The sequence below is a fragment of the Clostridium sp. AF17-21AC genome, from assembly GCF_003461365.1.
GTDB classification, from domain to species: Bacteria; Bacillota; Clostridia; order Lachnospirales; family Lachnospiraceae; genus Coprococcus; species Coprococcus ammoniilyticus.
The window spans coordinates 150,624-165,781 of record NZ_QTWY01000006.1; the positions used below are offsets into that span (position 1 = coordinate 150,624).

The window sequence follows — 15,158 nt, forward strand, 5'->3', positions numbered from 1 at the left end:
CATTTGACAATGGCAGGTAATTTTTTTCAGAATGCATTTGAAAAGACAAAGTCATTAGCTAATCAGGCAGTTGACAGCACAAAGTGTGCTGCACAGAAGACAAAGATAAAAGGCAAGATCTCATCTGAGAATTCCAATCTTGACAGAATCTATACAGAGATCGGAAGATATTATTACAACCTGAACAAGGAAGAAGCACCGGAGGAGATCAAGCATCTGTTTGACAGTGCTGCAAAGGGATTAGAGAATATTGCAGCTCTGGAGAAGGAATACAGAGAAGTAGAAGAACAGGAACACCGTATCATGAACAGTGGCAATCAGTATCAGCAGACACCACCACAGGGTATGTATAATCCGCAGATGAACGGAATGCCACCACAGGGTATGTACAATCCACAGATGAATGGAATGCCACCACAAGGCTACAATCCACAGATGAACGGAATGCCGCCACAGGGCATGGCACCGCAGATGAACGGAATGCCACCACAGGGTATGGCACCACAGATGAATGGAATGCCACAGCAGGGCATGTATAATCCACAGATGAACGGAATGCCGCCACAGGGTATGGCACCACAGATGAACGGAATGCCACCACAGGGTATGGCACCACAGATGAACGGAATGCCACCACAGGGTATGGCACCACAGATGAATGAGATGCCACCACAGCAGAATCCTGCACCTGCTCCACAGGCAGGACCTGTACAGGAATCCGTACCTGCAGTTGCACCGACATCCCAGCCGGAAGCGGTTCCGCAGAATGAAGAAGTATCCCGGTAGTGAGTGCATAAGGTCAGAGAAATGCAAAAATCCAGATAAATATCTGCAAAATGCGTATATGACAAAAAGAAGCACAAACTTCAGAAATTACATAAGAATCAGAAAAAGATCTGTTACGGCAGGTCTTTTTTTGTTGCCTGAAAAGGGATAGATAAATGTGTGCAAAACTGACAGATATTAAATGATTGTGTCAAGTTAAGAATGGTAAAAATTAGTTTATTTTCTGCGTATTTACAATGTTTTTTCGGGATGGTAACGTATGGATACGCTGATGGCAGGACATCAGAAAAATGAAAAAAAGGAGAGTGATACAGCGTTTGTTTTTGAGAAGACATTAATGATCCTGTTGGTAAGTGCAGCAGTAGTTCTGGATTTCAAGACATGGAGGATTCCGAACTGGCTGGTATTGATCGGGATGGAAACCGGGATATTTGTGACGATCCAGAGAGAGGGCTGGAGAATGGGAGGCATACAGGTGGTACTTGGTATTGTCCTTCCGGTTGCATTGCTGTTCCTTCTGTATCAATTTGGATTCCTGGGAGCCGGAGATATCAAGCTGTTTGCAGCCCTTGGTGCATTTATCGGAATGGAGGTCTGGCGGATCGTTCTGTATTCGTTTCTGTTTGGTGGGGTTTTGTCTTTGCTGTATATGGTAAAGAATGTATGGATCCCATGGCTGAAGCATCGAAGACGAAGACGGCACCGAAGGAATAAGATCCATTTTTCCATGGCAATATTACTGGGATGTCTGTTGTATTGCCAATGGGGTTGATATTTGAAGAAAGAAGCTGGGAAAGGAGGAAAAAGTGCGGCAGTTAAAACTTGGCATAGTTGGAATGGAATCAAACTATGTGATCGGGTTGATGAATTACATTAATGCAGATAAAAGAAATCCATTCTTCGCAATGGCATTTTCGACAGAAGAACGATTGGAAAATTATCTGAAGGAGCACACATTAGATGCGCTGTTGTATGAAGAAAGCATGATGCCTGTGATCGTAGGACTTCCGGAAGGAAAAAATATTTGTACGATCAAGCTGGCGGAGCAGGCACCGGATAAGACGGAGAAAGAAGCAATTTACCGGTATCTGAGTGTGGAAGAAATACTGAAGCGGGTGTTGAGGATCATAAAAGCGGAGGAGGCAGAAGGAAAATGGGAGTTATTTGCGACTTATGCAGTTATCTCCCCAATCGGCAGGTCGGGTAAGACCAGACTGGCAAAAAGCATCTGCCTGATGGACGAGGTACGTGGTGGGCTGTATATCGGGATGGAAGCATATGGAGAAAGGAAGCAGGAAACTTCGGAGACAGTAACGGATAAGACTTGTGGTATGTCTGAGCTTGCATATTTGATCCGAATACAATCAGGGCAGATTTTTGAATATCTGGATAAAAGTGTGGTTGTGGAAGGAGGGATTAGCATGATCGCGTCACCGGAAGTATATCTGGATATCAGAGAACTGAACCGGTCGGATGTGAGCTGGTTCATAAAGAAGCTGATTGCATATGGACGATACACAACGATCGTATTTGATATTGATGGCAGCGTGCTTGGAGATATTACGATACTTGGTGAGTTCGATCATGTATTTGTTCCGGTTCTGGATGGCGGGTATGCAGAAGAAAAGGTTGCGGCATTTCAAAGATTGTTGGAGAAACAGGAATTACAGAAGGTAGTCATGCGGATGCAGCAGGTCGTTGTACCGGATCATGCATATGACAGTGCGGAGATGATGCAATTGGCGGGAAGGCTGGTGGGGATATAAGCCCAGAGGACAGAAAGAAATTAAAAGAGCACGTTCTGGAAGAACTGGATATGTCTCAGGAGATCATAGATGAGAAGGTTCTGGAACTGATCGACCGATCGCTTCTGGAACATCCGGATATCGGATATGTCAGTCTGGAAGGACGGATTCGGTTGAGAAAGGAATTGTTCAATGCGGTCAGACGGATGGATGTGTTATCAGATTTGTTAGAGGATGACAGCATAACGGAGATCATGATCAATGGGTACGATCAGATCTTTGTAGAGAAAGATGGACGTATTCAGTCCTTTTCCCAGAGCTTTGAGAGCGAAGATCGTCTGGCATCGATTATTCAGCAGATCGTAGCCGGATGTAACCGCTTAGTGAACGAAGCAGTCCCGATCGTAGATGCCAGACTGCCGGATGGTTCCAGAGTGAATGTGGTGCTGCCACCGGTCGCCCTTGATGGACCGACCATGACGATCCGTAAGTTCCCAAAAGAGAAAATGACGATGGAAAGGCTGATTGAACTTGGGGCTTTAGATGAGGAAACTGCCGGATTCCTGAAGCTGCTGGTAAAGGCAAGATACAACATATTTGTATCAGGAGGAACGGGAGCAGGAAAGACGACATTCCTGAATGCGCTGTCGGATTATATACCAAAGACCGAACGGATCATCACGATCGAGGATTCGGCAGAACTGCAGCTGCGTGATGTGGAGAATCTGGTACGGATGGAAACCAGAAATTCCAATGTGGAAGGCGAAAATGCGATCACGATACGGGATTTGATCAAGGCAAGTCTTCGTATGCGGCCGGACCGGGTGATCGTAGGTGAAGTCCGGGATTCGGCAGCGATCGATATGCTGACAGCAATGAATACCGGGCATGATGGAAGTCTTTCGACCGGCCATGCAAACTCAGCATATGACATGATCACAAGGCTGGAATCTATGGTGCTGATGGGAATAGAACTTCCGATGGAAGCTGTTAGGCGGCAGATCGCTTCGGCTGTGGATATTATCATTCATCTGGGAAGACTCCGGGATGGATCCAGAAAGGTAACAGAGATCTGTGAAGTAACAGGAATAGAGAATGGACAGGTTCAGTTGACGTCACTTTATGAATTTGAAGAACAGGCAGAGAAAGGCAGGAAAACCGTTCAGGGATATTTGAAAAAGAAGGCAGCTTTGCAGAACAAGGAGAAATTGAAACGGGCAGGGCTGGAATAGGAAAGGAGGGGCCAGGATGTGAAAACAGATTATACACGATACCGGTTATCTTTGATGGAAAACATTGTTTTTGGAATGGGATATCTGGTTGCGGCAGCAGTGGTATGCATTATATTTTATGATTCATTTCTTCCGCTGATTCTGATGCTGCCCACGGGTGTATATGTGCGAAGGCTGTTTGAAGAATACAAAAGGAAGAGGAGGCAGCAGGAATTATATCTTCAGTTTAAGGATATGGTGCAGGCACTTGCCGCCAGTCTCAGCGTCGGATATTCATTTGAGAATGCTTTTATAGCAGCACATGAGGAGCTGACACGGACATACGGAAAAGATGCGCTGATCGTCCGGGAGCTTGTATTGATCATGCATGAGATCCGCTTACATAAGAACATAGAAGATGTTCTTGCGGATTTTGGAGAACGCTCCGGTATCCGCGAGATCCATAATTTTTCCCAACTGGTTGCTGTGGCAAAAAGGACAGGCGGCAATATGGTACAGATCATGAAAACGACTGCGGCTGGAATTGCCCGAAAGGTAGAAGTGGAAATGGAGATTGCGACTATGATCGCAGCAAAACGGTATGAACAGAGGATCATGCTGGTCATTCCTTTTCTGATCATTGGATATCTTCGTATGGTGAACCAGAGTTATATCTGTATTTTATATGAAGGAGTGGCAGGTCGGATCGTGATGACATTATGTCTGCTGGCAGGAATCATTTCATATTTCTGGAGCAGAAAACTGATCAATATTGGAGTGTGATGGATGATGAGAGAATTAAAAAGACCGGTTGGCAGCTTTCTGTACCGGAAGATACATAGGTTTTTGAATATGAGAACGATCCGGGAACGGATGCGAAAGATCCATGTTGTACCGGAGGATGAACTGACTCGGTTATGTGAGGAATATTGTATCCGAATCCTGTCGAACAGTCTGCTGGTATTTTTTGGAACATTGGTCTTATCCGTTGGTCTGGCAGTATATATGAACCGGACAAAGACTTCGATTGTATTGAACAGGGAATCCTACGGTGGAGATGAAACAGTCACGCAGTTGGAAACAGAGATCAATGGTGAAAAGCAGATGATATCTGTGGATGTGCTTCCGTTGACCTATGATGCAGAGAGCATTGAAGAGGCTTTTGATAAAGGATTTGCTTACATTGATTCCGTATATTTGGGAACAAACGAGAATGCAGATCATATTACGGAGGATCTGGAGCTGATCGATTCTGTTGATGAACTGGGACTCCGGGTTTCATGGGAGATTGAAGATGAAAGCGATATTGTTGATTACCGAGGCGAGATCATTGATCATCGGCTGGATGAACCGGTTCTTGTAAATCTGGTGGCAACTCTGTCTTATGAAGATTTTTCGGCATCCAGAAACTATCCTGTAAAGGTTGCAGGCAGGGAAAAGAATGAGACGGAAAAGGCAATAGAGACGATTCAGGAGGCGTTAGATATGCTACAGCGTAAGTCAGATACTTCATCATTGGTTCTTCCGGAGACAGTTGCGGGATATCATCTGCAGCATACCGGTACGATGCGGCTTCCGGTACTGGTATTTGTTCTTGGAGGGATATTCAGTATTTTGCTCGTCTATAAAGAATATTCGGATATACGGACGAAGGAGAAAAAGAGAAATGAGGAGTTGCTTATGGCGTACCCATCTTTTGTGGATCTGATGAGCCTTTATATGGGAGCCGGATTAACGGTGAAGGGGTCTCTGAGTAGAGCTGTGGTGCAAAGTGACAGCCCGGTTCTGGCAGAGGAGCTGAATTATACATTGAATGAGATACAGTCGGGAATTCCGGAAACAGAAGGCTATTACCGGCTGAGCAACCGGCTGGGCCTTCCGGTTTATCAGAAGATATTTACTCTTTTGTCACAGAATATCAAAAAAGGGACAAGGGATATCCTGAATCTGCTGGCAGAAGAGGAGGCTGCTGCATTGCAGTTAAAAAAGGAGCTGGCAAAACGAAAAGGAGAAGAGGCGGGAACAAAGCTTTTATTTCCGATGATTCTTCAGTTAGGAATTGTAATGATCATAGTGATAGCCCCGGCATTGCTGGGATTTTAAAAGAACAAAAAGAAGGAGGAAACGGCAGTGGAATAGTCATTGCTGACAATAAAGAGTATGAGAAATGTGAAGAATTTTTTATTAGATGAAAGTGGAATGGGAGTTGTAGAGATCCTTTTGATCACAGTTGTATTGATCGCCATGGTACTTATCTTTCAGGAGAAGATTACAAGTCTTGTGAACAAGATCTGGACCTCGATCGGTAAGAGTGCGAAGAAGATTTATTAGTAAGGAGACTCTGCAGATTTGAAAAATAACGGACAGATTACAGTATTTTTAAGTCTGGTGCTGGTCAGCCTGCTGGGATTATTTCTGGCAGCAGTTGAGATTACAGGAATCTACATGAACAGGGCACGGGTGGCAGAAGCTGCCCGTGGTGCATCCCTCCATATACAGGCAGAGTACCAGTCCCGGATATTTGATCGGTATCACTTGTTATTACTGGATAAAAGCTATATGGGTTATGGTGAAGGAATGCTGGAGGAACGGGTATCTGATTATATGGACTATACACTCTCCGGCTATGGATTTGCTGTAGAGGATGCCTGCCTGACAGATGTGAGAACGGTGGTTGCTGATGATTGCTATGACTTAAAAAAACAGATAGAGGAATATATGACGCTGTATTTGGAAACAAAGGCACTGGAAACGATAAGTGAAGATCTGGCATATGACAATGCGGATGCTGAAGAGGTAGCAGAGGAGATACGGAATGGAAAGAGCGAGGAAACAGAACAGGAAGGTAACTGGCAGGGAGAGGATCCCAGAAAACTGTTGGAACAGGAGCTTGGGATCGGATTGCTACAGCTCGTTCTTCCATCCGGAAAATCTGTATCACAAACGAAAGTATCCATGCAGGATGTACCATCGACTGCATGTGGAAAGGAAAATGTTCAGGAGAGCATGGACACTTCTTTTTCGGATATTGACCGGTTGGAAGCAGAGCTTGGAAAGGTTCGTGGGACAGGAAAATCGGAATTAGGCACGGATATCAATGGGATTCTTTACGCGATGGAGTGCTTTAAAAATGTTACGGACGCGGAGCTGGATAACTGCGTATTCCAGTGTGAAGTGGAATATCTGATCGCAGGGAAGGACAATGACTATGATAATCTGACCTGTGTTGTAAACCAGATCATACTTCACAGACTTCCGGTTAATATGGCGGTACTGTTATCGGATGCAGAGAAAATGGCGGAAATAAGCAGTATGGCAGCGACACTTGCACTTGTACCGGGCATTACATATGGAGCAGCAAAATATCTGCTTGCAGCCTGTTTTTCCTATGGAGAAACGATACTTGAGATACGGACATTGTTGGCGGGAGGAAAGATTCCCCTGATCAAGAAGGCAGCAGACTGGAAGCTGGATCTTGCGCATATAGGGAATCTCACCAGTGTAGAGCCGGCATCCGGTCAGACAGAAAAAGGACTGGATTATGAAGCGTTTCTGATGCTGTTATTAGCAGAGAAGAATAACAGAATGTACTATCGGATGTGTGATCTGATCCAATTAAATACTGCACTTGTCCAGGATGGATTTCTTATTACAAACTGTGTGGATGCATTTACGATCGATATTGATATTACAAAAGGGAAACGGTCGTATGCAACTTCGGTCAGTGCAGTTTATTAAATATAAAACATAGAAATATCAGATGGAAAGGATGGTGTTATATGCTCTCTTATTATATATTTTGGCTGCAGTCTATTATCCATGCGGTGGCATATTCCATTTCCAAAAATAATAAAATCAAAAGAATTTCTCCGTCTCTCCAAGACCTGAACAGAAAACATTTGAGCAGACAGTATGGTAAGAGAGTGTATAAGACCATTCCTTTCTTTCAGAGGATATTTTGTATATGGAACAGGCAGGAGGGTAGTGCCACGGTGGAGGCAGCCCTGATCCTGCCGCTTTTTATCATGGCAGCAGTTGTGTTTTTCTGGATGGGAAATCTGTTGCAGACACGGTTGATCGTCTATGATGCCATGCAGGACACTGCGCAGTGCCTGGCGGAATATCAATATGCGTATTCATATGTACAGGATGAAAAAACAGTGGATTTACCGGGGAACGGTGTCAATGTTCTGACAGCAAAAGAAAGACTGCAGCATTATCTGGATATATCCCCGGTGGATGCTTCCTGTATTGTGGGTGGAACCGGAGGGATTCTGGTTACAAGATCAGCTTACAGTGAAGCAGATGGCTGCATTGATCTTAAGCTGCGATATAAACTGCAGATCAATGTCCCATTTTTTGGAGAACTGACTTGGAAGGTTCAGGAACAGATCCGGCAGCGTGCATTTATCGGTATGCAATTAGAAAATAATGAGACAGAAGAAAATAGATACGTTTATATCACGGAGACCGGAGAGGTCTATCATACCAGCAGAACCTGTTATCATATAAAACTTACGATCCGGCAGATTCCGGATGGAGAGCTTTCTGATAGGTATCAGAATCTGTCTCCTTGTGAGCGGTGTGCGGAGGGCAGGACGACGGATGGAACGGTATATATAACGGAGACGGGAGACCGATACCATCTCTCTGTTTCCTGTTCTGGATTAAAACGAACGGTTATGCGTGTCAAACAAAAGAATGTTGGAAACATACCACCATGCAGCAACTGTGGTAACGGATGAAATTCTTGTAAGGGTGCAGGAACAGGAAAGGTGAAAGATATGAATTCTGGGAAAAAGGATGATCGTGGAACGATCGTGATCGAAATGTGCATTATTATGCCAATCGTGATCACTGTTATATTTGTTGTTATCAATATGATGATTGTGCAGTTGAATAACGGAATTGCAACCGGCGAGGCATATCATGTGGTCTGTAATCGGGAACGATATATGTCTGGAAGTGGAAACAGCGCAGAGGATACATTGAATCAGGCGTTAGATCAGATGGTCAGGCCATCCATGCAGCATCTGGATGAACTGGAAACAAGCGTGCGCTTTCGTCCTTCTGGAAATGCGTTACTTTCCGGTATAACAGGAACCATAGATGCAGTTATCAAATATGAAGAGCTGCACCCGGGAATTGGACTGCTGACAGATAAAAAGGCAACACAGAGAAAAGTAAAGATTGAGAAAGAAATCCGGGATATCAGCAATAATCTCAGGAGGTGGCAGTTGTATGGAAAAACATTATGACACTGATGGGATAAATGTATATCTGATGCTTACCGACACCGATTATCAGGTCTCCTATGAAACCAAAATGCTTCAGAACAACTTCATCCCATATGTTCTTCCATTTAACGTGATGTTCATAGATGGAGATGCGATTCCTTGTTATGAGGTTAACGGACTGACAGAATTTGCAGTAATAGAGCAGACGATCACGATAACTCCGGTGCTTATATTACAACTGTTTCAGGAACTGGTTATGGTATTTCACCAGCTTGGCAGATATTTGCTGTCCGTTAATAATCTGATCCTGGTGGAAGATTGTATCTTTTATGATATAGCGCAGAAATGCTTTGGTTTTATCTATCTTCCGGGATATCAGAGTGGGGTCCGGGAGCAGATGCGGAGGCTGTTAGATCAGATGATATGCAGGATGGATCATGCAGACCGGGCGGGCAGTGACCGGGTATATGATCTGTATCAGAAGATCATGGATGCAAATTATGATCTTGAAAAGCTGGTAGATTTTTTTACAGAATTCCGCACGGAAGAAAGCGGCGATACAGATGGTACGGGAAATACAGATATATATAGAACGGAAGAAACGGGCAAAACTGAGGAAGAGGAAGAGGCAGCAGGACTGGCTGCATTTTTGAGAAAAGAACCAAACCGGAATAAATGGAAGAAATCGAACCGGAACAGGACGATAGTACAGAGTGACATTGACGATGATAAGACATCGGTTCGGACGATCGTGTATAAGACGGTCGTTATTGCCTGTATGCTTGCAACGGCGTTGTTTGGGATCAGCTATGGATGGATGCAGTACCGGGCAAATGGACGGATCCAACATATGAAACCTTTATTCGGTGTATGCATCTTACTGGCAGTGGAATTATTTGTCTGGATGGAGCTGTTCTTAACAGATCAGACTGAAAAAGAAGAGGAGGTTGTTGAACCTTGTATACAGGAACAGGATATAACTATATTTCCGGCAGCAGCGGATGGAAATGGACAACCCACAGCCGGTGATACACAACAGGAGACAACCATACTTCCGGCAACCGATCCGGTATGCATGTTAGTTCCGGTTGGAGGGCAAGCGGAAGCTACATCGAATCCGGTGATCTGTCTGGATACACTTCCAAGATTGATTGGACGTGGGGATATGGCAGATTTTTGTATTTCCGATAAGTCTGTGAGTCGGGTTCATAGCAGGATCCGATATGTCGATCATAAATATGTACTGGAGGATATGGGTTCGACAAATGGGACATATGTAAATGGTTATCCACTGCGAGTGGACTATCCGGCAGTGGTATTGCCCGGAGATATTATTTCATTTGGGAATATAGAATATGAGCTGCGGGCTCAAATATAGGAAGGAGGAAACAGCTTTTTCTGGGAAGCTGACAGAAATATATGAAACAATACGGAAATAAAATTTTACTGATCGTACTGGTGGGAATTCTTCTGCTGATAAATCTGCCATTCCATGCGATCCTTCAGACAGCATCCATGGGAGGAGATGCGGAGCAGGCGGTAACGCAGTTGTTTGAAAAGAATGCGACAGCAACGGATACGGATGCAGACAGGGCAACTCCGGAGGATGCAGACAGAGCAACTGTGGAAGATGCAGATGGGGTGGCTGCGAAAGCTGTAGATGGGGTGGCTGCAGAAGATACCGACAGAGCAACCTCGGAAGATGCAGATGCGATGACCACGCAGGATATAGCATTATCATATGAAGATCAGGCAAAACAGATCGCTACGATCTCAGATGCTATATCGAGAGATGTATATACTCCGGATATGAAAGTAGAAATAAAGAAAGAGAAAAAGTCGTATATATTTAATATAGATGCATTGGCGACGGTAATGTCCTTTCCGATGTTATATTCAGAATTTGTCGTTGGATACAGACTGGGAAGAACAAAAGCGGGAGATACCTGCAGAGATTTCCGGATCTTCAGGTATCATAGTATTACGGATTGTGAGAAGCTGTTTTCCGTATATTGTGGAGACAAGGAGCTGGATGTTCCGTGGTATGGAGAATATGTTTCGGATGGAAAGCATTTGCAGGGAACAGCAGCAACTGTATACAGTGATGATACGACAGATGGTTATATACATGCAGGCAGCGGACTGTTAACAGCCGATATCCGGAAAGCATTGTATCAGGGATATAAGAACAGGCAGTCTCAAAGCGCATTACAGGATAATCTGAATGCTATCCGGCATCATGGAAAAAGCATGAGCGGAGAAGTTCCATATACGAGAGCACAGGCAGAGATCCGGATCGGAACAGAAACTCCAAAGACAGAGCAGATTGATATATCACCGGGGCAGCCGGAGACGCGATGGAAATACCGGTATACCATACACATGGAAGAAGAGAGTTTGTTAAGCACTGTGTCTCCGGATGGAGTATATGCAAAAAGAACGAAGATGCGTACGGTCACAGGAGGTCAGAATGCGTTTCGTATCATAGTGCCGGATACAGATATTAAACTGTGGGTATGTACGGACTGGAAAGGTTCGATTGCAGATACGGACTGGAAAGCATACCGGTCAGGAGAAGAAGCTGTATTAAAGGCAGGAAGCAGATATTTCTTTACTGCCGGTACGGATAAGAAGGGTGTGAGCAGACTGTCAAAGACCTTTGCCGAACGGGATGGGTTTACAGCTTATGCTGTCTGCCCGGACAACAAAGAGATTCAGACCTGCTTTGCAGGTGTGCTTTATGAATATGCAATGGAGATGGTGATTAACTGGGGAAGTGAATTAAAAACCGGAAAACTGCATCTGACAAAGCTTGGTGATGGTTCCTTGAATAATCTGAAAGGAATAAAATTTTACCTTTATAAACTGGACGAGCCATTTGCAGATCTGTCAGAGGGGAAAGCGGTAAAGATCGGAACATATACGGTTAATTCCAAAGGAAAAGGTGTGCCAACTTATATTACGGAAAAAGGCAGATTTTATGGAGCAAAAAGTAATTATGCCGGAGAGGATATAGATGGATCCACATGCCGGAATATCTACAATCTGCCACCGGGCTATTATATGCTGCATGAGGATGCTGAACTGGCACTGGCAAGAGGATATCTGCCCGCGATAGACCATTATTATGAAATTACAGATAACCAGCTGGAATATGAGTTTGTCATTCAGAATGTCCGGGGCGGGCTCAGTCTTCAAAAAACCAGTGACTCTCCGGAACTTACAGGAGCAGATGGCAAAACGGATGCATATAGTCTGCAGGGAGCCAGATATAATGTGTATAAGGTTGGGAAAAAGAATGATACATCAACCGATGCTTATGTCTGCACCTTTACAACCGATGCATCCGGAAAAGGAATTGTTACAAAATATAATTCGGATGCAGGATATTATCCGGTATATGGTTCTGATAACCGGATATATGAAGTGCGCGGAGTTCCGGTTGGTTGCTGGTATTACATTGCGGAAACAGGGAAAAAGAAAGGGTGGAATGGAAATGAATATTCCTATGCCGGAGGTTATATTGTAAATAAAGAGGATAAAAAAGCGGCTTCCTACTATCAGAAGTGGATCTATCTGGATAAGGAGGATGGTGGAATCGGAGTTTCAGAAAATTTGGAGAAATATCCCAAGCAGCAGATCGATGTACTGGAATCGCCGATTACGATCGGAATTCAGCTTCATAAAAGCAGTGCGATGAAAGAAATTTCCGATATGGGTGGATATACATTTGCCGATATTCAGTATCAGGTATACATGGCGGACAAGAATGGAAGGCCGGGAACCGGAAATCTCTATGTAGGTACATTTACAGTGCAAAAGGATGGAACGGGAATTGTTACAGATATAAACACGAAATTTATTCCGACCGGAGGAAATAAAACGATCGTTTCGCTTAAGAAAAAAGGGACAGATACGATCTCCGGACTACCATGTGGAAGCTATTATGCAAAGGAAACAAAAACAAACCGCTATTACAGGCTGAATACAGATCCGGTAAAAAAAGAATGTCTGTCCAGTGGCGGAAGAGAAACAGGAAAAAAAGAGATCGAGCATGTGATCGAAGTTACAGATCAGCCAAATACCGGAGAACTGTATCTGGAAAAGAAGAGCGCCGGTGAAGAATGGACGGATGAAAATACAGCATATTCGTTATTACATGCAGAATATAGTGTTTATATGGTGTCAGGAAAGAATGCTCCATATAAAGAAGAAAATCAGGTTGGCATATTTACGACAGAAAAAATGAATGCGGCAAATACCGTGATCGGAATACCGGAGATTAGGAATTCCTGCGGAACCGGAAATGCATTCCGAATGATATCAGGAGAGGTCGTTTCCATTCAGGCAGATAAGAGTAAGCATTGTTTTACCGGATTGCCATTTGGCTGGTATGCAGTAAAGGAAAAGCGTGCTCCAAAAAATTACAAACTGGATGCGGATGTGCATTATATTTGTATATCCCCGGATACGGTGGAAAACAAGATTAATGCAACCATGCAGCTTGCAGAGAAAGAAATGGTATATCAGGGAAAACTGTCACTAACAAAATATGACAGAGAGAATGGAACCGGAACTGTAAAATATGGAGCATCTCTTGCGGATGCAGTCTTTCAGGTGCGGTATTATAAGGGACTCCTGCAAAAAACAGAATTGGCAGCATCTGCTGCATACCGAACCTGGTATATTAAGACAGTATATAACGAGCAGACCGGAAGTTATGAGGCAAAGCTGGATGCAGCTTATCTTACCGGACAGAGTGATCCTCTATTTACGGATAAAAAGACAGGTGCAGTAATTCTTCCGGCTGGAACCGTGGTCATAACAGAATACCAGCCACCAAAGGGGTATATGCTGCCGGGACATGGACAGGGGTATATCGAAGTAACCGGACTGACAGGAGAGAAACAGCAAATTACCGGAAATGAAATTGTACTTCATCTGGATGCAGGAAATCCGAATAAAGAGCTGCAGACTTTTTCTGTGGAGAGTGGGAATGTCATAGAAGCGGAACTGATAAAGGTGTACGAGCAGGCAGAACGGGTGGATATTGCATTTGACAAGATCAATGCAGGAACCAGAGAATCCATGCAGGGAATCGTATTTCGTATTTCGTTGCTGGATGAAGCAGGAAATCCTGTTGAGAGCCATATTGCGGTAACCGGAGCAAATGGACGTTTTGATTCGGCCGGACGCAAGGAAAGTGGTAAATTCAATATCAATGATGTTATCTATGAATACAACCAGACGCAGGAAGAAAGTGCATGGAAGGAATATGATATGACAGCCGGGATCTGGTTTTGTGGAGATGAGAGTACACAGAGGGAAGTTTTCGATGAAGATATTATGGCAGACGGAGCTACAAAAAGCGAAGAAAACACATCCATAAGAGAAGCTTCAGAAACAGAAAAAGCGGATCTGGGAGCGTTGCTGCCGGGAACTTACATGATCGAGGAGCTGCCTTGTAAAGGTAACCGGGGATTTGTAATAATGCAGCGTCAGATCGTGGACATTGATAATGCAGAGACAATCCGGGAGCTTGGTACATATGAAAATCAGTCTTCGGAAGATACAACAGAACAGACGACAACCGAAACCACGACTGGTGACACAACGGAGACAACAACCGAAGCTACGACCGGGGACACAACGGAAACCACAACCGAGTCTACAACCGAACTGACGACTGAGATCACGACCGAGGACACAACGGAAACCACAACCGAGTCTACAACCGAACTGACGACTGAACAGACGACGGAGATCACAACAGAAACTACAACAGAGCTGACGACCGAACCGGACACCGGGGACAGGAAGAAACCACCGGTCAGAACCGGTGACTCGTCAGGAGTGATCCTGTTTTCATATATCGGGTTTGGAGCAATGCTTGGCGCAGTAATTCTTGTGATCATAAAAAGACGGCAGGGAAAACATGGAAAAGATAGACCGGGAAACAGGAAACATTGACAGAATGAAAACGGTACTTTTAAAATTATATAATATGGTTCGTTCGTGAACTTCATGTTCATCTCCAATGCCGGATGCCTGAAACAGAGGCGTCCGGCATTTTTACTATATAGAAAAGGCTGCCCTGTAAAGTAAATAAGTGCGCTATTATGGATATATTATTTAAAAGAGGACAAAAACTAATAATTGCTATCAATCACCATTTCGGA

At 44.2% G+C, this 15,158-nt stretch carries 12 protein-coding genes; all 12 read left to right on the forward strand.

The genetic code is table 11. The features are described from left to right. Nucleotides 1-9 precede the first annotated feature (9 nt). Nucleotides 10-786 carry a hypothetical protein gene (locus DWW85_RS10235; protein ID WP_117808568.1) on the forward strand — a complete coding sequence of 259 codons (777 nt, stop codon included), beginning with the start codon at nt 10-12 and terminating at the stop codon, nt 784-786. 259 nt (nt 787-1,045) lie between these two features. After that, complete coding sequence (locus tag DWW85_RS10240; protein ID WP_117808569.1) at nt 1,046-1,558, forward strand: A24 family peptidase; 513 nt, start codon at nt 1,046-1,048, stop codon at nt 1,556-1,558. A gap of 34 nt (nt 1,559-1,592) precedes the next feature. Continuing rightward, a complete protein-coding gene (locus tag DWW85_RS10245; RefSeq protein WP_117808570.1) occupies nt 1,593-2,552 on the forward strand; it encodes a hypothetical protein in 960 nt (319 codons plus the stop codon). A 50-nt stretch (nt 2,553-2,602) separates the two neighbouring features. Beyond that, on the forward strand, nt 2,603-3,763 hold the full coding sequence (locus tag DWW85_RS10250) for a CpaF family protein (RefSeq protein ID WP_117808571.1): 1,161 nt from the start codon (nt 2,603-2,605) through the stop codon (nt 3,761-3,763). Nucleotides 3,764-3,781: 18 nt separating this feature from the next. Further along, the gene (locus DWW85_RS10255) at nt 3,782-4,525 is read left to right on the forward strand and encodes a type II secretion system F family protein (protein ID WP_117808572.1); all 744 of its coding nucleotides are present in this window, start codon (nt 3,782-3,784) and stop codon (nt 4,523-4,525) included. A 3-nt stretch (nt 4,526-4,528) separates the two neighbouring features. Then, nucleotides 4,529-5,845, forward strand: coding sequence for a type II secretion system F family protein (locus DWW85_RS10260; RefSeq protein ID WP_021943395.1), 1,317 nt, complete (start codon nt 4,529-4,531; stop codon nt 5,843-5,845). A gap of 57 nt (nt 5,846-5,902) precedes the next feature. Beyond that, the gene (locus DWW85_RS10265) at nt 5,903-6,073 is read left to right on the forward strand and encodes a Flp1 family type IVb pilin (RefSeq protein ID WP_117784748.1); all 171 of its coding nucleotides are present in this window, start codon (nt 5,903-5,905) and stop codon (nt 6,071-6,073) included. Nucleotides 6,074-6,091: 18 nt separating this feature from the next. Beyond that, a complete protein-coding gene (locus DWW85_RS10270; protein WP_021943397.1) occupies nt 6,092-7,480 on the forward strand; it encodes a DUF5702 domain-containing protein in 1,389 nt (462 codons plus the stop codon). A gap of 254 nt (nt 7,481-7,734) precedes the next feature. Then, on the forward strand, nt 7,735-8,487 hold the full coding sequence (locus DWW85_RS10275) for a TadE family protein (RefSeq protein ID WP_118484732.1): 753 nt from the start codon (nt 7,735-7,737) through the stop codon (nt 8,485-8,487). 39 nt (nt 8,488-8,526) lie between these two features. Next, nucleotides 8,527-9,000, forward strand: a complete 474-nt coding sequence (locus DWW85_RS10280; protein WP_117808574.1) for a hypothetical protein — start codon at nt 8,527-8,529, stop codon at nt 8,998-9,000. Further along, nucleotides 8,984-10,357: a DUF6382 domain-containing protein gene (locus DWW85_RS10285; protein ID WP_117808575.1), complete on the forward strand. Its 1,374-nt coding sequence runs from the start codon at nt 8,984-8,986 to the stop codon at nt 10,355-10,357. The genes DWW85_RS10280 and DWW85_RS10285 overlap by 17 nt, the downstream gene beginning before the upstream one ends. Before the next feature lie 41 nt (nt 10,358-10,398). Continuing rightward, nucleotides 10,399-14,949, forward strand: a complete 4,551-nt coding sequence (locus tag DWW85_RS12730) for a prealbumin-like fold domain-containing protein (RefSeq protein ID WP_181986558.1) — start codon at nt 10,399-10,401, stop codon at nt 14,947-14,949. The last annotated feature ends 209 nt before the right edge of the window (nt 14,950-15,158 follow it).

Coding starts and splice junctions, on each gene's coding strand:
- DWW85_RS10265 (WP_117784748.1), top strand. CDS start 5,903: ATGAGAAATGTGAAGAATTTTTTATTAGATGAAAGTGGAATGGGAGTT.
- DWW85_RS10240 (WP_117808569.1), top strand. CDS start 1,046: ATGGATACGCTGATGGCAGGACATCAGAAAAATGAAAAAAAGGAGAGT.
- DWW85_RS10250 (WP_117808571.1), top strand. CDS start 2,603: ATGTCTCAGGAGATCATAGATGAGAAGGTTCTGGAACTGATCGACCGA.
- DWW85_RS10260 (WP_021943395.1), top strand. CDS start 4,529: ATGATGAGAGAATTAAAAAGACCGGTTGGCAGCTTTCTGTACCGGAAG.
- DWW85_RS10280 (WP_117808574.1), top strand. CDS start 8,527: ATGAATTCTGGGAAAAAGGATGATCGTGGAACGATCGTGATCGAAATG.
- DWW85_RS10235 (WP_117808568.1), top strand. CDS start 10: ATGGCAGGTAATTTTTTTCAGAATGCATTTGAAAAGACAAAGTCATTA.
- DWW85_RS10285 (WP_117808575.1), top strand. CDS start 8,984: ATGGAAAAACATTATGACACTGATGGGATAAATGTATATCTGATGCTT.
- DWW85_RS12730 (WP_181986558.1), top strand. CDS start 10,399: ATGAAACAATACGGAAATAAAATTTTACTGATCGTACTGGTGGGAATT.